This is a genomic window from Kitasatospora sp. NPDC001132, assembly GCF_053598415.1.
In genome coordinates this window covers 113,538-135,865 of the sequence record NZ_JBSFKF010000004.1, presented here as the reverse complement: position 1 = coordinate 135,865, position 22,328 = coordinate 113,538, and the positions used below count along the sequence as shown (strand labels likewise).

Sequence of the window (22,328 nt, the reverse complement as noted above, 5' to 3'; positions counted from 1 at the left end):
CACCCGTTCGTCCCCACCCGCCGCTATGGTGACCCCTCCGACGGCGAACGCCGGGCGGACGCGGTCGAGTTGGGGGAGGGCATGGAGAAGGGCGAGGTGCTCGGCGGTCGCTTCCGGCTGGAGCAGCAGCTGGGCAGGGGCGGGTTCGGCGTGGTCTGGCGGGCGACCGACACCACCATCGACCGGGAGGTCGCGGTCAAGGTGCTGCTCGCCGAGCACGCCACCGACCGGGAGGCGGTCAGCCGCTTCGTCCGCGAGGCCCGGACGGCCGGCGGCCTCAACAATCCGCACATCGTGACGGTGTACGACTACGGTTGGACCGAGACCGGCTCGGGGAAGATCCCGTACCTGGTCATGGAGCTGGTCCGCGGCCGGGCGCTGTCCGAGGTGCTCAAGGCCGGCCGGCCGGACCACAAGCAGGCGCTGCGCTGGATGCGGCACGTGTGCAAGGCGCTGGACGCCGCGCACCGCTCGGGGATCGTCCACCGGGACATCAAGCCCGAGAACGTCATGATCGCGCAGGAGGGGGAGCGGGCCAAGGTCCTGGACTTCGGCATCGCCCGACTGGTCACCCAGACCGTCCGGCTCACCTCCACCGGCAACGTGGTCGGCACCGTCCCGTACCTGGCCCCCGAGTGCTGGTCCGGCGGCACGGTGGACGGCCGGGCCGACCTCTACGCCCTCGGCATCATGCTGTACGAGGCCTGCACCGGCGCGCGCCCGTTCCGCGCCGCCTCGGCCGCCGAGTACATGTACAAGCACCTGGAGGAGGTCCCGCCCCCGGTGCGCGGCAAGGACCCGGCACTGGTCGGGCTGATCGCCGAGCTGCTCGCCAAGCGGCCCGAACAGCGGCCGGCCGGCGCCGCCGAGGTGCTGGAGCGACTGCGTGGCATCCGGCCCGGGATGCTGCGCCCGGAGGATCCCAGCCCGGAGCAGCTGCGCCGGCGGGCCGACCGGGCCTGGCGGCACGGCGAGGCCGGCGAGACGGCGGAGGCGGTGGAGATCCTCACCGCGCTCGTCCCCGCCTTCGCCCGGATCTGCGGCCCGGAGGACCCGCGTACCCTGCGCACCTGCCACGACCTGGCCCTCTGGCTGGCCGCGGACGGCAGCCCCGGCGCCGCCGTCGACCTGCTGGACGAGCTGACCCGGGCGCCCGGCGCCACCCCGGAGGCCCGGGCGGACGCTCGGCGCGACCTCGCGCACTGGCAGCGGGAGGTCGCGAGGTCGGGACCGGGCCGGCCGCGGGCCGGCGAGGCGGCGAGCCTGGGGGCGCTGCTCGGCGGGTGACCGGGGCCGGCGGCCCGCGGCGCGGAATCCGCCCGGTGGGCCGCCGCGGGCCGCCCCGACCCCCGGGACGGGGCCGGGGGCCTCACTCAGCCGCCGAGCACCGCCCGCAGCCGCTCCGCCCGCTCCGGCCGCGGCCCCTCCAGCGCCAGCACCCCCGCCAGCACCTCGGCCGTCTGCGGGTCGTGCAGCGCCGTCGCCGCCGCCATCGCGGTGAACTGGTCCACCAGCCAGTCGCGCAGCTCCGCCACCGGCAGTGCGCGGCCCTCGTCCAGCCAGCTCAGCGACGCCCCCTCGACCACCGCGATCCAGGAGCGCACCAGCAGCGTCAGCCGCGGACCGGCCTCCCGCACGCCCAGGTGGCGCAGCGTCCGGCGCAGCGCCGCCCGCCGGACGTCGTCCACGATCGCCGAGGTGCGGGCCGTCTCCACCACCGAACCGCCGCGCAGCAGCGCCGAGTAGCCCGCGTCGTGCTCGGCGACGAAGGCGAAGTAGCCGTCCAGCACCGTCGACAGCTGCTCGGACGGCGTCCCGCTCACCCGGACCGCGAAGCGGCGGGTCAGCTCGTCCGCCGCGGTGCGCAGCGCGGCCTCGTACAACTGCTGCTTGCCGCCCGCGAAGTAGCGGTACACCAGCGGGCGGGAGGCCCCGGCGGCCTCGGCGACGTCGTCCAGGCCGACCTCCTCGGGCGGCCGGGAGGCGAACAGCTCCAGGGCGACCGCGATCAGCTGCTCGCGCCGCTGCTGGACCGGCAACCGCCGGTAGCCGGTGCGGCGCGGACGCGGCTCGGACGCGGCCGGAACGGGTGCCTGACCTGCCGAAGTGGGGCTGGCTTCCATGGCGGCCAAGCGTAATCGGCGTCGGGCCGATCCGGTCCTGTCGGGCCGAACGGATTTTCGCAGACGAACCCCGCTCGCAAAGGGGTTGCAAAGCAGCGGTGCCACGCAATGATGGCGGAATGTCTGAAGAACTGATCACCGCCGACGGCGCCACCCCCCGCCGCATCGCCGACGACCACGTCCGCGAACTGGCCGACCTCGACCCGCTGACCGCGGTCTACCTCGGCCTCAACCTCGACGACGACCGGCTGCCCGACCTCTCCCCGGCCGGCCCCGAGGCCGTTGCCGACCTCGCCCGCCGCACCCTGGCGAAGCTCGACGAGGCCGAGCGGGCCGGTGCCGCCGAGGACGAGGCGGAGCGCCGCTGCGCCCGGCTGCTGCGCGAGCGGCTGTCCGCCGAACTCGCCGTCCACGACGCGGGGGAGAGCTTCCGCTCGCTGCGCAACCTCGGGTCCCCGGTGCACGACCTGCGGGAGTCCTTCACGCTGATGGGCACCGACACCGAGGCCGAGTGGCAGGTGATCGGCCGCCGCATGGCGAGGATCCCGGTGGCGTTCGAGCAGTACCGGCGGACGCTGGCCGAGGGCGTCGAGCGCGGGCTGCTGTCCGGCCCGCGCCAGGTGGCCACGGTGCTCGGGCAGTTCGCCGAGTGGCTGGGGGAGGACGCGCCCGCGCAGGAGCGGATTCCCGGTGCGTGGTTCGGTCAGTTCGTCCAGGGCGCGCCGGAGTCGCTGCGGCCCGAGCTGTCGAAGCACGCGGTGGCCGCCGCCGACGCGCTGGCCGAGCTGCGCGACTGGCTGCGCGACGTGTACGGCCCGGCCGTGGCCGGCGCCCCGGACACCGCGGGCCGGGAGCGCTACGCCCGCTGGGTGCGCTACTGGACCGGTGCCGACCTGGACCTGGACGAGGCCTACGCCTGGGCGTGGAGCGAGTTCCACGACCTGCTGGCGCAGATGGAGGTCGAGGCCGAGAAGGTCCTGCCGGGCGCGGGCCCGCTGGCGGCGATGCAGTGGCTGGAGTCCGACGGCCCGGCCATCGAGGGCGCCGAGGCCGCCCGGGAGTACCTCCAGGGCCTGATGGACCAGGCCATCGGGGACCTCCAGGGCACCCACTTCGACCTGGCCGAGCCGGTCACCAGGGTCGAGTCGAGGATCGCGCCGGCCGGCAGTGCCGCCGCGCCGTACTACACCGCGCCCTCGCTGGACTTCAGCCGCCCGGGGCGGACCTGGCTGCCGCTGGTCGGCCGGGACCGCTTCCCGGTCTGGGACCTGGTCTCCACCTGGTACCACGAGGGCGTGCCGGGCCACCATCTCCAGCTCGCGCAGTGGAACTACGTCGCCGACCGGCTCTCCACCTACCAGGTGAGCCTCGGCGGGGTCAGCGCCAACCTGGAGGGCTGGGCGCTGTACGCCGAGCGCCTGATGGACGAGCTCGGCTACCTCACCGACCCGGGCCACCGCCTGGGCTACCTCAACGCGCAGATGATGCGCGCGCTGCGGGTCATCGTCGACATCGGCATGCACGTGGGCATGGACTTCCCGGCGGACTCCCCGTACCGGCCGGGCGAGCCGGTCGGCCCCGAGCACGCCCGGGAGTTCTTCGGCCTGTACTGCGGCCTGTCCGCCGAGTTCCTGGACAGCGAGCTGGTCCGCTACCTGGGCCTGCCCGGCCAGGCGATCGGCTACAAGCTCGGCGAGCGCGCCTGGCTGCGGGGGCGGGCGGCGGCGAAGGCGGCGCACGAGGCGCGCGGCGAGGAGTTCGACCTCAAGGCCTGGCACATGGCGGCGCTCTCGCAGGGTTCGCTGGGGCTGGACGACCTGGTCGAGGAGCTGTCGGCGCTGTGACCGGTGCGCCCCGGTGACGGTGCGCTGAGCGGGCCGGGGCACACGCGGTGGCCGCGATCGGGGGAACCAGGCCCCCGGGACTCGGTCCGGAGCCCCGGGGGGCCGGTTCTTTTGTCCCAAAGATCCGGTTTGGAGAGGTTTTGCCTTGCGGTCCGTCCCGGCCGGAGTTTGGCTGGAAGGCGAATGCGTGACCTCTCCGCCCCCACACCGGAAGGCCCGGCCTGTGACTGCGCAAACCGTCACCGGTCATGAGGACGCGGACCGTCGCCGCTGGTGGGCGCTGGCCGTCATCGCCACCGCCCAGCTCATGATCGTCCTCGATGTCACCATCGTGAACATCGCGCTGCCGTCCGCCCAGCGGGAGCTGGGCATCTCGGACGCCGACCGGCAGTGGGTGATCACCGCCTACACGCTCGCCTTCGGCGGTCTGCTGCTGCTCGGTGGCCGGCTGGGCGACCTCTTCGGCCGCAAGCGCGTCTTCACCGTCGGCCTGCTGGGCTTCGCCCTCGCCTCCGCCCTCGGCGGCGCCGCGGTCGGCCCCGCCATGCTCTTCGGCGCGCGTGCCCTCCAGGGAGCGTTCGCCGCCCTGCTCGCGCCCTCCGCGCTGGGGCTGCTCTCCACCACCTTCTCCGATCCGCGCGAACGCGGTACGGCCTTCGGCGTCTTCGGCGCGATCGCCGGCGGCGGCTCCGCGATCGGCCTCATCGCCGGCGGTCTGCTGACCGAGTACCTGGACTGGCGCTGGTGCCTGTTCGTCAACGTGCCGATCGCCGTCGTCGCCGCCTTCGCGGCGTTCGACCTGCTGAAGCGCGACCACGTGGAGAAGGGCCGCCGGATGCCGCTGGACCTGCCCGGGGCGCTGCTCGGCTGCGGCGGCCTGCTGGCGATCGTCCACGGCACCTCCGAGGCCGTGACCAGGGGCTGGGGCGACGCTCTGGTGATCGGCTCGCTGGCCCTGGGCGTGCTGCTGCTCGCGGCGTTCGTCCTGGTCGAGCGGCGCACCGCGCACCCGCTGCTGCCGGTGCACATCGTCGCCGACCGCAATCGCGGCGGCGGCGCGCTCTCGGTGGGCCTGGCGATGGTCGGCATGTTCGGCACCTTCCTGTTCCTGACCTACTACCTCCAGGCCATCAAGCACTTCTCGCCGGTCGTGTCCGGGCTGTCCTTCCTGCCCATGACGGTCTCCGTCGTGCTGACTTCGACGGGCTTCGCGGCCCGGATGATGACCAGGGTGCCGACCCGGGTCCTGGTCGGCCCCGGGCTGCTGCTGGCCGCGAGTGGCATGGCCTGGCTGACCCGGATGCGGGTGGACAGCCCGTGGGCCGCCCTGGTGCTGCCGGCCGAGTTGCTGATCGGCATCGGCATGGGCCTGGTGTTCACGCCGGCGATGAGCCTGGCCACCCTCGGGGTCGCCCCGAACGAGGCCGGCGCGGCCGCCGCCACGCTCAACTCGGCTCAGCAGGTGGGTGGTTCGGTCGGCACCGCGCTGCTGAACACGGTCGCCGCGAGCGCCACCGCGAGCTTCCTGGCCACCCGGATCGCCTCCGACCCGGTGGTGCGGGCCCAGGGCGCCGTGCACGGCTACGTGGTCGCGATCTGGGTGGCGATGGGCGTCCTGCTGGTGGCCGCGCTGGTCGCGGTGCTGATGATCGACCACCGGCCGACGCCCGGCGAGGCCGCGGTCGTCCCGGTCGGTGCGCAGGCGGAGGCGGCGGAGACGGCGTCCACGGCGCACGTGGTGGAAGGACCACCGATCGACTGAAATTTGCAGCAAGTCTTGCAGTCAGCCTCCGGTGCCTGCTTGACTCCCGGCACCGTTCAGGATCAAGGAGGCGCCATGCTGCCCGAGTTCGACCTGCTCGTCGTCGGCGGCGCCGGGGTGGACACCATCGTCCGGGTCGAGCGGCTGGAGATCCCGCCCGGGGACTCGCAACTCGTCGAACCGGTGCGGGACTACGTCGGCCACACCGGTAACGGGGTCGCCCTCGGCGCCCACCACCTCGGACTGCGCACCGCGTTCGTCGACTTCCTCGGCGACGACGCCCAGGGCGACCTGATCCGCGCCCACTACGCGCGCCACGGCCTGCACTTCGCCCACCTGGTGAGCCCGCACGGCACCCCGCGCGGGGTCAACCTGGTGGACGCGGACGGCCGCCGGTTCTCCTTCTTCGACGGCCGCCACCCCGCCGACCTGCGGCTGCCGCGCGACCTCTACCTGCCGTACGCCGAGCGCAGCCGGCACGTCCACCTGTCCATCACCGGCGTCAACCGGGACATGTACGGCGACCTGCGCCGCCTCGGCCGCACCACCTCCACCGACCTGCACGACTGGGACGGCGTCGACCCGTACCGCCGCGACTACGCGTTCGGCTCCGACCTGGTCTTCCTCTCGGTGGCCGGCTGCCGCGGCCGGCACGAGGAGGTGATGCGCGCGATCCTCGCCGAAGGGCGCGCACAGGTGGTCGTCGCCACCGCCGGCGCCGAGGGCTGCCACCTGCTCACCCGGGACGACCCCGCGCCGCGCCACCTGCCCGCCGTCGACCCGGGCCGCCCGGTGGTGGACAGCAACGGCGCCGGCGACGCCTTCGTGTCGGGATTCCTGTACGCGTGGTTCCGGAGTCGCTCGCCGCTGGACTGCGCCCGGGCCGGTACGGTGGCCGGGGCCTTCGCCTGCACCGCCGCCGGGACGCACACCGCCTTCGTCGGAGCCGACGAACTGGACGCGGTGCTCGCCGGATCCTGACACCGGGGGGGCGCGGGCGGTCGACGGGTTTCTCATCGAGCTCCCAGGAGCCCGTCACATCGCTACCAGGCTGAGGCGCCATAGTCGTTGGTCGAAGGCCGCCCCCCGACCGCCCCGGCAGGAGAAACAGGCATGGGCAAGCACCGCCGCCAGACGTCGCGCCGCCGCCGCGGACTGCTGGTCCCGTCCCTGTTCACCGCGCTGTCCGCGGTGGTGATCGCCGTCGCGCTGACCGGGACGCACGGGCCGGACCTGTCCGACACGACGGCCGCCGGGAAGGCGGCCCGCAGCACCCGGGCCGCCGCCGCTCCGCCCCCGGCCACCGACCCGGCGGCCTCCGCCCCGCCCGCCCCGGTCGCGGCCCCGGCGCCCTCCTCGGACGCCGCCCCGGCGGCAGCCCCCGCGACGGCCACCCCCACCCCGGACGTCGCCCTCGGCACCACCCGCTCGGCCCCGGCCGGCGACCGCGAGTCCCGGACCGTCGGCGCGCTGTTCAGCGGCGCCCCGGAGGCCGGCGACCACTTCTGCACCGCCAGCGTGCTGCACAGCCCCACCGGCAACCTGCTGCTGACCGCGGCGCACTGCCTCAGCAGCACCGACGGTGTCACCTTCGCCCCCGGCTACCGCGACGGCTCCGCCCCGTACGGCACCTGGCAGGTGACGGCGATCCACACCACCGCCGACTGGTCCCGGAAGGGCGACGTGGCCGAGGACTTCGCGATCCTGGAGACCGCCCCCAGCAACGGCCGCAACGTCGAGGACGTGGTCGGCGGCAACCGGCTGGGCGCCGACGAGCCCTTCGACGCGACCGTCCGCCTCTACGGCTACCCCGCCGACTCCGAGGAGCCGGTCCTGTGCACCAACGCCACCGCGCAGCAGAGCGCCTCCCAGCGGGTCGTGCACTGCCCGGCCTACCCGTCCGGCACCAGCGGCGGCCCCTGGATCGACACCGCCACCGGCGACGTGGTCGGCGCGATCGGCGGCTACCAGCAGGGCGGCGACACCGACGACATCTCGTACAGCGCCTACTTCGACCACACCATCGCCGAGCTGTACGCCCAGGCCGAGGCGGCCGCCTCCTGAGCCCACGGGGCCGTCCCGGACGGGCCGGGCGGGCCCGGAAACACGACGAAGGCCCAGGTCGGTGGATAAACTCCACTGAACTGGGCCTTGGTTACACTCTCGCAATCGCTGCGTGAGTGCCCCCGGTAGGATTCGAACCTACGCACCCGCCTCCGGAGGGCGGTGCTCTATCCCCTGAGCTACGGGGGCCTGTTGGCCTGTCGGTCGCTCGCGCTTCCGACGTGGAGAACACTACCAGGCTTCGGACGCGGTCCGTGCACGGGTTTCCGGAAGACCGTCCGGGCGTCGCCGGCGGTGTCGCGGGGCGGGGGAGCGGAAGTGCCCAAAGGCCGGACGGGGCGGCGGGGCCGCCGATACCCTCGGTGAGGTGTCGGGAGTGTCCGGGCGGGTCCTCGTGGTGGACGACAGCGAGGTGATCCGCCAGCTGATCAGGGTCAACCTGGAGCTCGAGGGCTTCGAGGTGGTGACCGCCGCCGACGGCGCCGAGTGCCTGGAGGTCATCCGCCGGGTGCAGCCCGACGTGGTCACGCTGGACGTGGTGATGCCGCGACTGGACGGCCTGCGGACGGCGGCCCGGCTGCGCGCCACTCCGGACACCTGCCGGCTGCCGATCGCGATCGTGAGCGCCTGCACCCCGGCGGACCTCGACCTGGGGGAGACGGTCGGGGTGGACGGCTATCTCGGCAAGCCCTTCGACCCGGCCGATCTGGTGGCCCTGGTCCGGCGGCTGATGCGGCTCGCGGGGCAGCCGGGCGGACCGCCCGAGGCAGTTCGCCCTGAGCGAACAGAACGCACGGATCACGACTGAGACCCCGTAACGACGGCGCGGCGGCGTCCCGACAGGTAAACCGAGTGGCGGGCGGGCACCCCGTCTCGCCTACGCTTGGCGTCGTGACCCCCGCAGACCTTTCCCAGGCAATCCAGGCCGCCGTGAGCTCCGCCGTCGAGGCGGGCGAGCTGGCCGTCGCCGTGCCCGAGCACGTGACGGTCGACCGGCCCAAGAACAGGGACCACGGCGACTACGCGACCAACGTGGCCCTCCAGCTCGCCAAGGCGGCCGGCAAGCCGCCGCGAGCCGTTGCCGAACTGCTGGTCGAGCGCCTGCGAGGGATCACCGGCGTCGCCAAGGTCGACATCGCCGGTCCGGGCTTCCTGAACATCACCCTGGACACCGCCACCGCCGGTGCGCTGGCGCGCACCATCGTCGAGGCGGGCGAGGCCTACGGCCGCAACGACGCCCTCGAGGGCTTGAAGATCAACCTGGAGTTCGTCTCCGCCAACCCGACCGGCCCGATCCACATCGGCGGCGTCCGCTGGGCCGCCGTCGGCGACTCGATGGCGCGCGTGCTGCGGGCCTCCGGCGCCGACGTCACCACCGAGTACTACCTCAACGACGCCGGTGTGCAGATCACCAAGTTCGCCGCCTCGCTGCAGGCCGCCGCGAACGGCCGCGAGGTGCCCGAGGGCGGGTACGTCGGCGAGTACATCGTCGACATCGCCAAGGCGCTCACCGAGGCGGTCCCCGGCGTGCTCGACCTGCCCGAGGCCGAGCAGCTGCAGGTCTTCCGCACCGAGGGCCTCAAGCTCATGATCGCCGAGATCAAGCGCTCGATGGACGAGTTCGGCACCCACTTCGACGTGTGGTTCTCGGAGAAGACGCTGCACGACTCCGGCGCCGTCGAGAAGGCCATCGACCGGCTGCGCGACCAGGGCCACGTCTTCGAGCAGGAGGGCGCGGTCTTCCTGCGCACCACCGACTTCGGCGACGACAAGGACCGCGTCCTGATCAAGGCCGACGGCGACAAGACCTACTTCGCCGCCGACGCCGCGTACTACCTGTCCAAGCGGGACCGCGGCGCCGAGGTCGCGCTCTACATGCTGGGCGCCGACCACCACGGCTACGTCAACCGCCTCAAGGCCATCTCGGCCTGCGCGGGCGACGACATGAACCGCAACATCGAGGTGAAGATCGGCCAGTTCGTGAAGATGCTTCGCGACGGCGAAGAGGTCCGCATGTCCAAGCGGGCCGGCAACATCATCACGATCGACGACGTGGTCGAGTGGATCGGCGTGGACGCCGCCCGCTACACCCTGGCGCGCTCCTCCACGGACTCGACGATCACGCTGGACATCAACCTGCTGACCAGCCAGACCACCGAGAACCCGGTCTTCTACGTCCAGTACGCCCACACCCGGATGTGCGGCGTGGCGCGCAAGGCCGCCGAGCTGGGCGTGGACAAGGGCACGGCCGAGCAGTTCAAGCCCGAGCTGCTGGCCACCGAGTGGGAATCCGACGTGCTCGGCCACCTCGCGGAGTTCCCGCGGGTGCTGGCCACGGCCGGCGAGCTGCGCGAGCCGCACCGGGTGGCGCGCTACCTGGAGGAGCTCGCGGGCAAGTACCACCGCCTGTACGAGAACTGCATGTTCCTGCCCAAGGGCGACGAGGAACTCACCGACACGCACCGCGCCCGCCTCTGGCTGGTCGAGGCGACGCGCACCGTGCTCGCCAACGGCCTCACGCTCCTGGGCGTGACGGCGCCCGAGCGGATGTAGGCACCACCCCCAAGCGCACAGCGGGGGCGGCTGACGGTCAACGGGGACCGTCGCCGCCCCTCGCCATAGGTCTCGAAGGAACCCAGCACCATGAGCCGTTCCGCACACCCCGCAGGCCCCCGCCACGGCGACGTCCTGCCCGAGGGCCACTACCAGGCCCCGCCCGCCGACCTGAACGCGCTCGACCCCAAGGTCTGGTCGCGCACCGTCGCCCGCGACGCCGAGGGTGTGGCCACCGTCGGCGGCATCGACGTCAAGCGGCTGGCCGCCGAGTTCGGCACCCCCGCCTACGTGCTGGACGAGGAGGACTTCCGCTCCCGGGCACGCGCCTGGCGGGACGCCTTCGGCGCCGACGCGGACGTCTACTACGCCGGCAAGGCGTTCCTCTCCAAGGCCGTCGTGCGCTGGCTGCACGAGGAGGGCCTCAACCTCGACGTGTGCAGCGCGGGCGAGCTCGCGGTCGCGCTGGCCGCCGGGATGCCGCCGCAGCGGATCGCGCTGCACGGCAACAACAAGTCGGCGGACGAGCTGGAGAACGCCGTGAAGACCGGCGTCGGGCACATCGTGCTCGACTCCTACGAGGAGATCGAGCGCCTCGCCGCGATCGCCGCCCGCCAGGGCGTGCGCCAGCCGGTGCTGATCCGGATCACCGTCGGCGTCGAGGCGCACACCCACGAGTTCATCGCCACCGCGCACGAGGACCAGAAGTTCGGGCTCTCCCTCAACGGAGGGGCGGCCGCCGAGGCGGTGCGCCGGGTGCTCGGCCACGACAGCCTGGAGCTGCGCGGCATCCACTCGCACATCGGCTCGCAGATCTTCGACATGGCCGGCTTCGAGGTGGCCGCCCGCCGGGTGGTCGGCCTGCTGGCCGGGATCCGCGACGAGCACGGCGTCGAGCTGCCCGAGATCGACCTCGGCGGCGGCCTCGGCATCGCCTACACCAGCGAGGACGACCCGCGCGAGCCGGCCGAGATCGCGGCCGCGCTGGCCGAGATCGTCCGCCGCGAGTGCGCGGCCGCGAACCTGAACGCCCCCCGGCTGAGCGTGGAGCCGGGCCGGGCCATCGTCGGCCCGACGGCGTTCACGCTGTACGAGGTCGGCACCGTCAAGCCGCTGGAGGGCCTGCGCACCTACGTCAGCGTGGACGGCGGGATGTCCGACAACATCCGCACCGCGCTGTACGACGCCGAGTACTCGGTGGCCCTGGTGTCGCGCACCAGTGACGCGGAGCCGATGCTGGTGCGGGTGGTCGGAAAGCACTGCGAGTCCGGCGACATCGTCGTCCGGGACGCCTTCCTGCCGGCCGACCTGGCCCCGGGCGACCTGATCGCGGTTCCCGCCACCGGCGCCTACTGCCGGTCGATGGCGAGCAATTACAACCACGCCCTCAAGCCCCCCGTGCTCGCCGTCAAGGACGGTGCGGCGCGGGTGATCGTCCGGCGCGAGACGGAGGAGGATCTCCTGCGTCTGGATATCGGATGACGAAATTCTCGTCTCAGATCATGGAACGACCGTAGATCCGTACGGAAAGTCCCGGAGACTGGTACGGACCGAAGTTTCCGGCGGTCCAGGAAAACCCGCCGGAAATACCGAAGCACGAATGAATGCAGAGCGGAGTCGGATGATGCGTACGCGCCCGCTGAAGGTGGCGTTGCTGGGTTGTGGTGTGGTGGGCTCCGAGGTGGCGCGCATCATGACGACGACGGCCGACGACCTCGCCGCTCGCATCGGTGCTCCGGTCGAGCTGGCCGGGATCGCGGTCCGCCGCGCCGGGCGGACCCGTCCGGGCGTCCCCGAGCACCTGGTCACCACCGACGCCGAGGCCCTGGTCAACCGGGGCGACATCGACGTGGTGGTCGAGGTGGTGGGCGGCATCGAGCCGTCCAAATCGCTGATCCTGTCGGCCTTCCGGCAGGGCGCCTCGGTGGTCAGCGCCAACAAGGCGCTGCTCGCCAAGGACGGCACCGAGCTGCACGCCGCGGCCGCCGAGGCCGGGGTGGACCTGTACTACGAGGCCGCGGTGGCGGGCGCGATCCCGCTGCTGCGCCCGCTGCGCGAGTCCCTCGCGGGCGACAAGGTCAACCGGGTGCTGGGCATCGTCAACGGCACCACCAACTTCATCCTCGACAAGATGGACACCACCGGCGCCGGCTACTCGGAGGCGCTGGAGGAGGCCACCGCGCTGGGCTACGCCGAGGCCGACCCGACGGCCGACGTCGAGGGCTTCGACGCCGCCGCCAAGGCCGCGATCCTGGCCGGCATCGCCTTCCACACCAAGGTCACCGCGGCGGACGTCTACCGCGAGGGCATCACCGAGGTGACCGCGGCCGACATCGCCTCCGCCAAGGAGATGGGCTGCGTGGTCAAGCTGCTCGCGATCTGCGAGCGGGCCGCGGACGGCGAGTCCGTCACCGCGCGCGTCCACCCGGCGATGATCCCGCTGTCGCACCCGCTGGCCTCCGTCCGCGAGGCGTACAACGCGGTGTTCGTCGAGGCCGAGGCGGCCGGCCGGCTGATGTTCTACGGCCCCGGCGCGGGCGGCTCGCCGACCGCCTCCGCGGTGCTCGGCGACCTGGTCGCGGTCTGCCGCAACAAGCTGGCCGGCGCCACCGGTCCCGGCGACTCGGTGTACACCCGGCTGCCGGCCAAGCCCATGGACGAGGTGGTCACCCGCTACCACGTCAGCCTGGACGTGGACGACCGCGCGGGCGTGCTCGCCCAGGTGGCGTCCGTCTTCGCCGAGCACGGCGTGTCCATCGACACCGTGCGCCAGCAGGGCCGCGACGGCGACGCCTCGCTCGTCGTGGTCACCCACCGTGCCACCGACGCCGCGCTGTCGGCGACGGTCGACAAGCTCCGCGCGCTGGACAGCGTGCGGGACGTGGCCAGCATCATGCGGGTCGAAGGGGAATAAGGAACAGCCATGAACGCCGTTGCCGAGAACGTCGTCCGAGGCGCGCACACCCACCAGTGGCGCGGCCTGATCGAGGAGTACCGGGACCGTCTGCCGGTCACCGCGGCCACCCCGGTGGTCACCCTGTTGGAGGGCGGCACGCCCCTGGTCCCCGCCCAGGTGCTGTCTGAGCGCACGGGCTGCGAGGTCTACCTCAAGGTCGAGGGCGCCAACCCGACCGGCTCCTTCAAGGACCGCGGGATGACGATGGCCATCTCCAAGGCCAAGGAGGAGGGCGCGCAGGCGGTCATCTGCGCGTCCACCGGCAACACCTCGGCCTCCGCCGCCGCCTACGCGGTGCGGGCCGGGATGGTCTGCGCGGTGCTCGTCCCGCAGGGCAAGATCGCCCTGGGCAAGATGGGCCAGGCGCTGGTGCACGGCGCCCGGATCCTCCAGGTCGACGGGAACTTCGACGACTGCCTCACCCTTGCGCGTGAACTGTCCGAGAAGTACCCGGTGGCGCTGGTCAACTCGGTCAACCCGGTGCGGATCGAGGGCCAGAAGACCGCGGCCTTCGAGATCGTCGACATGCTCGGCGACGCCCCGGACATCCACGTCCTGCCGGTCGGCAACGCGGGCAACATCACCGCGTACTGGAGGGGGTACCGCGAGTACTCCCGCCCGTCTCCCGCCGCCACCCCTGATGGAGGCGCTACGCGCCCCGTCCTCCCTGCCCTCGCCACCCGCACCCCGCGGATGTGGGGCTTCCAGGCCTCCGGCTCCGCCCCGATCGTGGACGGCGCGCCGGTGCTCAAGCCGCAGACCATCGCCACCGCGATCCGGATCGGCAACCCGGCATCCTGGGACTTCGCACTCGCCGCGCGGGACGAGTCCGGCGGCCTCATCGACAAGGTGACGGACCGTCAGATCCTGTCCGCCTACCGGCTGTTGGCCTCGCAGGAGGGCGTCTTCGTGGAGCCCGCCTCGGCCGCCTCGGTGGCCGGTCTGCTGGCCAAGGCGGAGGCCGGGCTCGTCGACCCGGGCCAGCGGATCGTCTGCACCGTGACCGGCAACGGCCTGAAGGACCCGGACTGGGCGGTGGCCGGCGCGCCGCAGCCGCAGGTCGTCCCGGTCGACCCGGAGGCGGCCGCCCGCAGCCTCGGACTGCTCGACCGGTAACGGGGCCTGACACTCCGACGGGCCGCCCCTTTCGGGGGTCGGCCCGTCGGAGTTCCCCGTTGACACTTTTGAGTCGACCGGGCTTCACACCGCGATCCCTTTCCGCCCCTCCCCCGGCGGGGAGGGGTGCGCATTCCGGCCAGAACCGGCAACACACCAGATCGAAGGCCCACGGGGTGTACCGCTGGGGAACCTCTCTTCGATACTCTGGCCTCGGCCGTGTGGCACATGCCCCGGGCCCGGGCGGATCCGGGCCGCGCCGACCGCCGTGACCGCCCGCCCCCGAGGGGCCTCGGTCCGTTCCCCGCCCTCGCACCGACGACGCGCTCCGCGCCGCCCGATTTCCCCAGGAGAGTCCACCGCATGGCCGGTCCCGCGTTCCGTGCCGCCGCCGTCCGGGTCAGGGTTCCCGCGACCAGCGCCAACCTCGGCCCGGGCTTCGACGCCTTCGGGCTCGCGCTGGGTCTGTACGACGACGTGGTCGTCCGGGTCGCCGACTCCGGCCTCTCCGTCGACATCGCCGGTGAGGGCGCCGACACGCTGCCGCGCGACGAGCGCCACCTGCTGGTCCGCTCGATGCGCGCCGCCTTCGACCGGCTCGGCGGCCAGCCGCGGGGCCTCGAAGTGGTCTGCGCCAACCGGATACCGCACGGCCGCGGCCTCGGCTCCTCCTCGGCCGCCATCTGCGCCGGCATCGTGGCCGCCCGCGCGGTCACCATCGGCGGCCCGTCCGCGCTGGACGACGACGCGCTGCTGGCCCTCGCCTCCGAGCTGGAGGGCCATCCCGACAACGTCGCGGCCTGCCTGCGCGGCAACTTCACCATCGCCTGGACCGACGAGGAGTCGGCCAAGGCGATCGCGTTGGAGCCGTCCGAGCGGGTCGTCCCGGTGGTGTTCGTGCCGGCCGGCGAGGTGCTCACCGAGACCGCGCGCGGGCTGCTGCCGAAGACCGTCCCGCTCGCCGACGCGGCCGTCAACGCCGGCCGCTCCGCACTGCTGGTGGAGGCGCTGACCCGGCGCCCCGAACTGCTCCTCGCCGCCACCGAGGACCGGCTGCACCAGGACTACCGAGCCTCCGCCATGCCGGACAGCGCCGCCCTGGTCGGCGCGCTGCGCGCCGAGGGCGTCCCCGCGGTCATCTCCGGGGCCGGCCCGACCGTCCTGGCGCTCACCGACGAGGCGGGCGCCGACAAGGTGCTCGCCTTCGCCGGGCACCACGGCCACGGCGGGGACCCGGCGTTCGCCGCGCACCGCCTGGACGTCGACCGCACCGGGGCCGTCGTGCTCCCGCTGGACGTCTGAGCAGCACGAACGGGCCGCTCGGGGGCCCGGCACCGGCGTCCTGCCGAGCCGGGTCCGGCGGACACGATTGGCAACCGCAAGGCTGGGGAATGTCTGAGGGGGTCGGTAGTGTTAACCTCATTGCTGCACCAGGTGCCCTCCGGGGCTAGGTGCGCCGCGTCCCGATCCCAGCGCTCCACGGCAGTGGAGTCCCGGCGATGCACGGGGCGACGATTCTCCGGGAGCCCACCGCAGCGCGTACGCAGCCTGCCTGCGCGACATGCGGCCGCATCCCGAAGCCGTGACGGCACCTGACTCCCACCCGCGGCCTCCCACCTGGAGGCCAGGACGGGCGGAGCGCGGGCCACCGTCACGCGACGGGGGCCCGGGATTCGCAGGGAGCGTGGGGGTTACGCCCTCAGGGGAGGTCGACACACGACCGGCCCACGCGCCACTCAGCACCACCGTGCTTCATGCACCGCACCTCGTACGTAGCTCTCCCTCGACGGGCTCCCGCCATTCGAGGGACCACCGCCTCGGACCGACGCAGTCGAGCGTTGGTCAGGACAGCACAACCGGTCGCCGAGCCAGACAGGCCGACGTCCGCTCCAGGGAAGGACCCTTAGTGAGCGACTCCACCGATCTGATGGGCGCGCGCCCGGACGCCGACGCGTCGGACGCAGCCGCCGCCCCCGCTGCCCCGGCGCGGCGCCGCCGCAGTGCCGCCGCGGGCCTGGACGGCATGGTCCTGGCCGAGCTCCAGAAGCTCGCCGCGGACCTTGGCATCACCGGTACCGGGCGCATGCGCAAGAGCCAGCTGATCGAGACCATCAAGGAGAAGAGCGGCGGGGACCCGCTGCTCGCCGCCGGTGGCACCGCCCCGGCCGCCAAGCGCACCGCCGCCAAGGCGGACGCCGAGGTCCCGGCCGAGAAGCCGGCCCGCCGCGCCAAGGCCGCCGCCAAGGCCGAGGCCCCGGCCGCCGCCGAGCCGCAGGCCCAGATCGAGATCCCGGTCCAGGCCGCCGCCGAGACCGCCGCGCCGGCCCGTACCGAGCGCACCCGCCGCCGCGCCACCTCGGCCGCCGGCGCGCCCGGCGCCCCGGCCGCGGAGGCCGCCGCCGAGGCCACCGTCGCCGTCGCCGAGTCGAAGCAGGCCGAGGCCCGCCCGGCCGAGACCCGCGGCTTCGAGGGTCGCGAGGACGGCCGCGAGAGCCGTCGCGACCGCCGTGAGCGCCGTGAGCGCCGCGAGGGCGGCGAGCGTACTGAGCGCACCGACCGCCAGGAGGGCGGCGAGGCCCAGGACGGCGAGGGCCGCGAGTCCCGCCGCGACCGCCGCAACCGCCGCGAGCGCGCCGACCGCCAGTCCCAGCAGGGCGGCGGCCAGCAGCAGGCCGGCCAGGGCGAGCAGCAGGGCCGCCAGGCCCCGCAGGCCCAGCAGCCGCAGGCCCAGCAGGGCGGCTACGAGGACGACGAGTTCGGCGAGGGCCGCCGTGGCCGCCGCGGGCGCTACCGCGACCGCCGTGGCCGCCGCGGCCGCGACGGCTTCGAGGCCGGCACCGTAGAGCCGCAGATCGGCGAGGACGACGTCCTGATCCCGGTCGCGGGCATCCTCGACATCCTCGACAACTACGCGTTCGTGCGCACCTCCGGCTACCTGCCGGGCCAGAACGACGTCTACGTCTCGCTCGCCCAGGTCCGCAAGAACGGCCTGCGCAAGGGTGACGCCATCACCGGTGCGGTGCGCCAGCCGCGCGAGGGCGAGCGCCGCGAGAAGTTCAACGCCATGGTGCGCCTGGACTCCGTCAACGGCATGGACCCGGAGAGCGGCCGCGGCCGCCCCGAGTTCAACAAGCTCACCCCGCTGTACCCGCAGGAGCGGCTGCGCCTGGAGACCGACCCGGGCGTGCTGACCACCCGGATCATCGACCTGGTGTCGCCGATCGGCAAGGGCCAGCGCGGTCTGATCGTCGCGCCGCCGAAGACCGGCAAGACCATGGTGCTCCAGGCGGTCGCCAACGCGATCACCCACAACAACCCCGAGTGCCACCTGATGGTCGTCCTGGTCGACGAGCGTCCGGAAGAGGTCACCGACATGCAGCGGTCGGTGAAGGGCGAGGTCATCTCCTCGACCTTCGACCGCCCGGCCGAGGACCACACCACCGTCGCCGAGCTGGCCATCGAGCGCGCCAAGCGCCTGGTCGAGCTGGGCCACGACGTGGTCATCCTGCTGGACTCGATCACCCGCCTCGGCCGCGCCTACAACCTGGCGGCGCCGGCCTCCGGCCGCATCCTGTCCGGTGGTGTCGACTCGACCGCGCTGTACCCGCCGAAGAAGTTCTTCGGTGCCGCGCGCAACATCGAGAACGGCGGCTCGCTGACCATCCTGGCCACCGCGCTGGTCGAGACCGGCTCGCGCATGGACGAGGTGATCTTCGAGGAGTTCAAGGGCACCGGCAACATGGAGCTCAAGCTCGACCGGAAGCTCTCGGACAAGCGCATCTTCCCGGCCGTCGACGTGGACGCCTCCAGCACCCGCAAGGAGGAGATCCTGCTCGGCAGCGAGGAGTTGGCCATCGTCTGGAAGCTGCGCCGGGTGCTGCACGCGCTCGACTCGCAGCAGGCGATCGAGCTGCTCCTGGACAAGATGAAGCAGACCAAGAGCAACGCCGAGTTCCTGATGCAGATCGCCAAGACCACCCCCGGCTCCGGCGACTGACCGTAGCCGGACGGCTGTCGAAGCACGGAACCCCGGATCGCGCGAGCGGTCCGGGGTTCCGCGCGTCCGGGCCGCTTTGTTCCAGACTCGGGACAACTTGAGACCGTTTGGATCATGTTGTCCGATTTACTCTGGGCCGTATGGCCGAACACAAGAGGGTTACGAGTCGCCGCCGCAGGCTCCTTCGGACGGCCGCCTGCGCGTTCGCCGCGTTCGTCGTCGGCGGCGCCCTCCTCGGCTACTTCAGACTCGACGGCAACATCAAGAGCGTCGACATCGACGGCGGGCTCGGTGACGCCCGGCCGCCGGCCGCCACCGACGGCTCCTTCAACATCCTGGTGCTCGGCTCCGATTCGCGCGGCGGCGACAACGGCTCATTGGCCGGCGGCGACACCGGCGCCACCGCCCGCTCGGACACCGCCATGGTGGTGCACATCAACCAGGACCACTCCCGCGCCCAGGTCGTCTCGATCCCGCGCGACACCCTGGTCACCCGCCCCGACTGCACCGACCCGAGCGGCCGGACGGCGCCCGGCGCCAAGCGCGCGATGTACAACAGCGCCTTCGAGACCGGCGGCGCGGTCTGCGCGGTCAAGACCACCGAGCAGCTCACCGGGCTGCGGATGGACCACTACCTGCAGGTCGACTTCGCCGGCTTCGCTCGGGTCGTGGACGCGATAGGCGGGGCCACCGTGACCACCACGGTGGCCATCCACGACAAGGACAGCGGGCTCGACCTGCCGCCCGGCGAGCACCGCCTGAACGGACAGCAGGCGCTGGCCTTCGTGCGCACCCGGCACGGCGTCGGCGACGGCAGCGACCTCGGCCGGATCGAGCTCCAGAAGCAGATGGTGAAGTCGCTGCTGCAGCAGGTCGGGGGGAGCGGGATGCTCACCAACCCGGTCAAGCTCTGGTCCGTCGGCGACACCGTGACCAAGAGCATCACCACCGACTCCGCGCTCGGCTCGGTGAACTCGCTGGTGGGGCTCGCCCAGGAGCTCAAGGGGATAGGCCCGGACCAGCTGAGCATGGTCACCCTGCCGGTGGAGACCGCCCCCGGCGACCCGAACCGGGTGGTCCCGCAGCAGCCGGCGGCCGGGCAGGTCTGGACGGCGCTCAGGGCCGACCGGCCGTTCCCGCCGGCGGTCGTCGCCGCGCAGCCGGAGAACCCCGCCCAGGCGGCCCCCACGGCCACGCCGTCGGCCCCTGCGCGGACCACGGGGAAGCCGGGCGCGAAGGCCACCACCACGCCCTGACGGACGCCGCCGCCGGGCGCGCGGGGGCCCGGAATATCCCGGAACGCGACCCGGTTTGGGAAGATGCGGCCGGTCCTGGCAGACTGGTCCGTCGGTCCCGGTTCACGTGCGGCGCTCCAGCCGCCGACCCGGTGCCCTCCCGAAACCTAGGAGAACCCCTTGAAGCCCAACGTTCACCCCGAGTACGTGGTCACGCGCGTGACCTGCACCTGTGGCGCCGAGTTCACCACCCGCTCGACCGAGACCAGTGGCGAGATCCGCGCCGAGGTCTGCTCGCAGTGCCACCCGTTCTACACCGGCAAGCAGAAGATCCTCGACACCGGTGGCCGCGTGGCCCGCTTCGAGGCCCGCTTCGGCAAGCAGCACAGCGCGAAGGCCTAGCGCTCCCTCGGCGCCGGTTCCCGGCGTCCCCGTACTCGTTGTCGGGGGCGCTTGGGGGCCGGCGCCGTTCGCGTCCCCCGCGAGTGCGCGCCCCCGCGAGTCCCCACCCCCCCACACGTTTCCGAGTCCCCGGGAAGAAGGCCACCCCATGTTCGAGGCAGTCGAAGAGCTCCTCGTCGAGCACGCCGACCTCGAGACGAGGCTGGCCGACCCGTCCGTCCACGCGGACCAGAACAACGCCCGCAAGCTGGCCAAGCGCTATGCCGAGCTGACCCCGATCACCCGGGTCTACCGGCAGTGGCGGCAGGCCGGCGAGGACATCGAGGCCGCGCGCGAACTCGCGGCCGAGGACCCGGAGTTCCTCTCCGAGGTGAAGGACTCCGAGGCGCGCCGCGACGAGCTGACCGAGGAACTGCGGCTGCTGCTCGTCCCGCGCGACCCGAGCGACGACAAGGACGTCATCCTGGAGATCAAGGCGGGCGAGGGCGGCGAGGAGTCCGCGCTGTTCGCCGGCGACCTGCTCCGGATGTACCTGCGCTACGCCGAGCGGATCGGCTGGAAGACCGAGATCATCGACTCCAACGAGTCCGACCTCGGCGGCTACAAGGACGTCTCGGTGGCCGTGAAGACCAAGGGCAGCACCGAGCCCGGCCAGGGCGTCTGGGCCCGGCTGAAGTACGAGGGCGGCGTGCACCGCGTGCAGCGCGTCCCCGCCACCGAGTCGCAGGGCCGCATCCACACCTCCGCGGCGGGCGTGCTGGTCACCCCCGAGGCGGAGGAGGTCGAGGTCGAGATCCTCGCCAACGACCTGCGGATCGACGTCTACCGGTCCTCCGGCCCCGGCGGCCAGTCGGTCAACACCACCGACTCCGCGGTCCGGATCACCCACCTGCCGACCGGTATCGTGGCGTCCTGCCAGAACGAGAAGAGCCAGCTCCAGAACAAGGAGCAGGCGATGCGCATCCTGCGTTCGCGGCTGCTGGCCGCCGCGCAGGAGGAGGCCGAGCGGGAGGCCTCGGACGCGCGCCGCAGCCAGGTCCGCACGGTGGACCGCTCCGAGCGGATCCGCACGTACAACTACCCCGAGAACCGCATCTCGGACCACCGCACCGGATTCAAGGCGTACAACCTGGACCAGGTCCTGGACGGCGACCTGAACGCGGTGATCCAGTCCTGCGTCGACAAGGACGCGGCGGCCAAGCTCGCCGCGGCCCAAGAGAACTGAGACCGGCGCGCCCCAGCCCGCGTTTCGCCCGGAGCCGGAGAGACAAGAGGTCGTACGGATGAACCTGCTGCTCGCCGAGGTGGCCCAGGCCACCCAGCGGTTGGCCGCGGCCGGCGTGCCGTCGCCGCGCTTCGACGCGGAGGAGCTCGCCGCCTACGTCCACAACGTCAAGCGCAGCCAGCTGCACACGGTGAAGGACGCCGACTTCGACGCCCGCTACTGGGAGGCGGTCTCCCGCCGCGAGGCGCGCGAACCGCTCCAGCACATCACCGGGCGGGCGTTCTTCCGTTACCTCGAACTGGAGGTCGGCCCCGGGGTGTTCGTGCCCCGGCCGGAGACCGAGACGGTCGTCGAGTGGGCGATAGACGCGGTGCGCGACATGGACGTGGCCGAGCCGCTGGTGGTGGACCTGTGCTCCGGCTCCGGCGCGATCGCGCTCGCCCTGGCCCAGGAACTCCCGCGCTCGACCGTGCACGCCTTCGAACTGGACGAGGGCGCGCTGGAGTACACCCGGCGCAACATCGAGGCCAGCCCCGACCGCGCCCGGGTCACCCTGCACGCCGGTGACGCCACCAGGGCCTTCGAGGACGACCGCTCCTGGGACGGCCGCTTCGACCTGGTCATCTCCAACCCGCCGTACATCCCGCTCACCGAGTGGGAGTACGTCGCGCCGGAGGCCCGCGACCACGACCCGCAGATGTCGCTGTTCTCCGGCGAGGACGGCCTGGACACCATCCGCGGCATCGAGCGCGTCGCGGCCCGGCTGCTGCGTCCGGGCGGCGCGGTGGTGATCGAGCACGCCGACCAGCAGGGCGGCCAGGTGCCGTGGATCTTCAACGAGGAACACGGCTGGACGGACACCGCCGACCACCGGGACCTGAACAACCGGCCGCGCTTCACGACCGCCCGAAGGGTCGGGTCGTGAACAGTCGAGCACCGTACGACCGCCCGAAGGGTCGGGTCGTGAACAGTCGAGCACCGTACGACCGCCCGAAGGGTCGGGTCGTGAACGCCAAGCACCGTACGACTGCTCGTAAGGCCGTGCTGTAAC

Annotated in this window: 17 protein-coding genes and 1 tRNA gene; 16 read left to right on the top strand and 2 right to left on the bottom strand. The window is 72.9% G+C overall.

The window, feature by feature from the left end:
• Nucleotides 1-81 precede the first annotated feature (81 nt).
• Nucleotides 82-1,287 (top strand): protein kinase domain-containing protein, encoded by a 1,206-nt coding sequence (locus ACWDBE_RS07470; RefSeq protein WP_449807453.1) that lies wholly within the window; start codon nucleotides 82-84, stop codon nucleotides 1,285-1,287.
• A gap of 86 nt (nucleotides 1,288-1,373) precedes the next feature.
• On the opposite strand, the gene ACWDBE_RS07465 is transcribed toward ACWDBE_RS07470, so the two are convergent.
• Nucleotides 1,374-2,123 carry a TetR/AcrR family transcriptional regulator gene (locus ACWDBE_RS07465; protein ID WP_449791571.1) on the bottom strand — a complete coding sequence of 250 codons (750 nt, stop codon included), beginning with the start codon at nucleotides 2,121-2,123 and terminating at the stop codon, nucleotides 1,374-1,376.
• Nucleotides 2,124-2,242: 119 nt separating this feature from the next.
• Here ACWDBE_RS07465 and ACWDBE_RS07460 point away from each other — a divergent pair, with 119 nt between their 5' ends.
• From ACWDBE_RS07460 to ACWDBE_RS07445, 4 genes are all read left to right on the top strand, one after another.
• Complete coding sequence (locus tag ACWDBE_RS07460; protein WP_449807452.1) at nucleotides 2,243-3,967, top strand: DUF885 domain-containing protein; 1,725 nt, start codon at nucleotides 2,243-2,245, stop codon at nucleotides 3,965-3,967.
• A 223-nt stretch (nucleotides 3,968-4,190) separates the two neighbouring features.
• Nucleotides 4,191-5,729, top strand: a complete 1,539-nt coding sequence (locus ACWDBE_RS07455; RefSeq protein ID WP_449791573.1) for an MFS transporter — start codon at nucleotides 4,191-4,193, stop codon at nucleotides 5,727-5,729.
• 75 nt (nucleotides 5,730-5,804) lie between these two features.
• Nucleotides 5,805-6,710, top strand: a complete 906-nt coding sequence (locus ACWDBE_RS07450; protein ID WP_449807451.1) for a carbohydrate kinase family protein — start codon at nucleotides 5,805-5,807, stop codon at nucleotides 6,708-6,710.
• A gap of 132 nt (nucleotides 6,711-6,842) precedes the next feature.
• On the top strand, nucleotides 6,843-7,793 hold the full coding sequence (locus tag ACWDBE_RS07445; RefSeq protein WP_449791575.1) for a trypsin-like serine peptidase: 951 nt from the start codon (nucleotides 6,843-6,845) through the stop codon (nucleotides 7,791-7,793).
• 117 nt (nucleotides 7,794-7,910) lie between these two features.
• Here ACWDBE_RS07445 and ACWDBE_RS07440 read toward each other — a convergent pair.
• Nucleotides 7,911-7,982: transfer RNA gene (locus tag ACWDBE_RS07440), tRNA-Arg, on the bottom strand.
• A gap of 187 nt (nucleotides 7,983-8,169) precedes the next feature.
• Between ACWDBE_RS07440 and ACWDBE_RS07435 the strand changes: the two genes are divergently transcribed.
• The 11 genes from ACWDBE_RS07435 to prmC all read left to right on the top strand — a co-directional run bounded on the left by ACWDBE_RS07435 (nucleotide 8,170) and on the right by prmC (nucleotide 22,202).
• On the top strand, nucleotides 8,170-8,601 hold the full coding sequence (locus ACWDBE_RS07435) for a response regulator (protein WP_449807553.1): 432 nt from the start codon (nucleotides 8,170-8,172) through the stop codon (nucleotides 8,599-8,601).
• Nucleotides 8,602-8,684: 83 nt separating this feature from the next.
• Nucleotides 8,685-10,346 carry an arginine--tRNA ligase gene (gene argS, locus ACWDBE_RS07430; RefSeq protein WP_449791576.1) on the top strand — a complete coding sequence of 554 codons (1,662 nt, stop codon included), beginning with the start codon at nucleotides 8,685-8,687 and terminating at the stop codon, nucleotides 10,344-10,346.
• A 90-nt stretch (nucleotides 10,347-10,436) separates the two neighbouring features.
• Nucleotides 10,437-11,828 carry a diaminopimelate decarboxylase gene (gene lysA, locus ACWDBE_RS07425; protein WP_449791577.1) on the top strand — a complete coding sequence of 464 codons (1,392 nt, stop codon included), beginning with the start codon at nucleotides 10,437-10,439 and terminating at the stop codon, nucleotides 11,826-11,828.
• A 139-nt stretch (nucleotides 11,829-11,967) separates the two neighbouring features.
• Nucleotides 11,968-13,260 carry a homoserine dehydrogenase gene (locus ACWDBE_RS07420; RefSeq protein WP_380667946.1) on the top strand — a complete coding sequence of 431 codons (1,293 nt, stop codon included), beginning with the start codon at nucleotides 11,968-11,970 and terminating at the stop codon, nucleotides 13,258-13,260.
• A gap of 9 nt (nucleotides 13,261-13,269) precedes the next feature.
• Nucleotides 13,270-14,418: a threonine synthase gene (gene thrC, locus ACWDBE_RS07415; RefSeq protein WP_449807450.1), complete on the top strand. Its 1,149-nt coding sequence runs from the start codon at nucleotides 13,270-13,272 to the stop codon at nucleotides 14,416-14,418.
• Between the two features lie 363 nt (nucleotides 14,419-14,781).
• The gene (thrB, locus tag ACWDBE_RS07410; protein ID WP_449791580.1) at nucleotides 14,782-15,720 is read left to right on the top strand and encodes a homoserine kinase; all 939 of its coding nucleotides are present in this window, start codon (nucleotides 14,782-14,784) and stop codon (nucleotides 15,718-15,720) included.
• Between the two features lie 604 nt (nucleotides 15,721-16,324).
• The gene (gene rho, locus ACWDBE_RS07405; RefSeq protein WP_449807449.1) at nucleotides 16,325-18,415 is read left to right on the top strand and encodes a transcription termination factor Rho; all 2,091 of its coding nucleotides are present in this window, start codon (nucleotides 16,325-16,327) and stop codon (nucleotides 18,413-18,415) included.
• Nucleotides 18,416-18,555: 140 nt separating this feature from the next.
• Nucleotides 18,556-19,671, top strand: a complete 1,116-nt coding sequence (locus ACWDBE_RS07400) for an LCP family protein (RefSeq protein WP_449791582.1) — start codon at nucleotides 18,556-18,558, stop codon at nucleotides 19,669-19,671.
• Nucleotides 19,672-19,830: 159 nt separating this feature from the next.
• The gene (gene rpmE, locus ACWDBE_RS07395) at nucleotides 19,831-20,052 is read left to right on the top strand and encodes a 50S ribosomal protein L31 (RefSeq protein WP_030057539.1); all 222 of its coding nucleotides are present in this window, start codon (nucleotides 19,831-19,833) and stop codon (nucleotides 20,050-20,052) included.
• Nucleotides 20,053-20,200: 148 nt separating this feature from the next.
• The gene (gene prfA / locus ACWDBE_RS07390; protein WP_449791583.1) at nucleotides 20,201-21,277 is read left to right on the top strand and encodes a peptide chain release factor 1; all 1,077 of its coding nucleotides are present in this window, start codon (nucleotides 20,201-20,203) and stop codon (nucleotides 21,275-21,277) included.
• A 58-nt stretch (nucleotides 21,278-21,335) separates the two neighbouring features.
• Entirely contained in the window at nucleotides 21,336-22,202 is an 867-nt protein-coding gene (prmC, locus tag ACWDBE_RS07385; protein ID WP_359899971.1) for a peptide chain release factor N(5)-glutamine methyltransferase, read from the top strand.
• Nucleotides 22,203-22,328 lie beyond the last annotated feature (126 nt).

Bases quoted from the DNA above. Each gene is read 5' to 3' on its own strand.
- lysA (WP_449791577.1), top strand. From the start codon at position 10,437: ATGAGCCGTTCCGCACACCCCGCAGGCCCCCGCCACGGCGACGTCCTG.
- ACWDBE_RS07400 (WP_449791582.1), top strand. From the start codon at position 18,556: ATGGCCGAACACAAGAGGGTTACGAGTCGCCGCCGCAGGCTCCTTCGG.
- ACWDBE_RS07450 (WP_449807451.1), top strand. From the start codon at position 5,805: ATGCTGCCCGAGTTCGACCTGCTCGTCGTCGGCGGCGCCGGGGTGGAC.
- thrB (WP_449791580.1), top strand. From the start codon at position 14,782: ATGGCCGGTCCCGCGTTCCGTGCCGCCGCCGTCCGGGTCAGGGTTCCC.
- ACWDBE_RS07445 (WP_449791575.1), top strand. From the start codon at position 6,843: ATGGGCAAGCACCGCCGCCAGACGTCGCGCCGCCGCCGCGGACTGCTG.
- ACWDBE_RS07465 (WP_449791571.1), bottom strand. From the start codon at position 2,123: ATGGAAGCCAGCCCCACTTCGGCAGGTCAGGCACCCGTTCCGGCCGCG.
- prfA (WP_449791583.1), top strand. From the start codon at position 20,201: ATGTTCGAGGCAGTCGAAGAGCTCCTCGTCGAGCACGCCGACCTCGAG.
- ACWDBE_RS07420 (WP_380667946.1), top strand. From the start codon at position 11,968: ATGATGCGTACGCGCCCGCTGAAGGTGGCGTTGCTGGGTTGTGGTGTG.
- thrC (WP_449807450.1), top strand. From the start codon at position 13,270: ATGAACGCCGTTGCCGAGAACGTCGTCCGAGGCGCGCACACCCACCAG.
- ACWDBE_RS07460 (WP_449807452.1), top strand. From the start codon at position 2,243: ATGTCTGAAGAACTGATCACCGCCGACGGCGCCACCCCCCGCCGCATC.
- prmC (WP_359899971.1), top strand. From the start codon at position 21,336: ATGAACCTGCTGCTCGCCGAGGTGGCCCAGGCCACCCAGCGGTTGGCC.
- ACWDBE_RS07470 (WP_449807453.1), top strand. From the start codon at position 82: ATGGAGAAGGGCGAGGTGCTCGGCGGTCGCTTCCGGCTGGAGCAGCAG.